Here is a 267-nt window from a genome sequence, read left to right as displayed (position 1 = left end):
TTCCAGAAAAACCATCTAAATCTTCAAATACTTTAGACATTCTTACCCCCTCATTACCAACTAAACAAAAATCTTGTTTATTTTCAACATCTTTAAAAGGGAGTGCATTTTTTGAAGATGCATGAATTAGTGACATATCTGACTCAGCCATTAATAATTCTTTAATTGCTTCTTGATGTTTTATAACAGAAGGCCCTCCGCCACTTATTAAAATTTTTTTACATTTATTTACTTTTTTAAATTCAGGGAATTGAGTGTGCTTTTCTA

1 pseudogene is annotated in these 267 nt (G+C 29.6%); it reads right to left on the bottom strand.

Features of this window, described 5'->3' with window-relative positions:
* Nucleotides 1-267, bottom strand: a pseudogene (locus ACEWL1_RS12130) (hypothetical protein); the annotation flags it as partial.

The sequence above is a fragment of the Polaribacter gochangensis genome (assembly GCF_046224025.1).
GTDB classification, from domain to species: Bacteria; Bacteroidota; Bacteroidia; order Flavobacteriales; family Flavobacteriaceae; genus Polaribacter; species Polaribacter gochangensis.
This window is presented reverse-complemented; position numbering and strand designations above follow the sequence as displayed.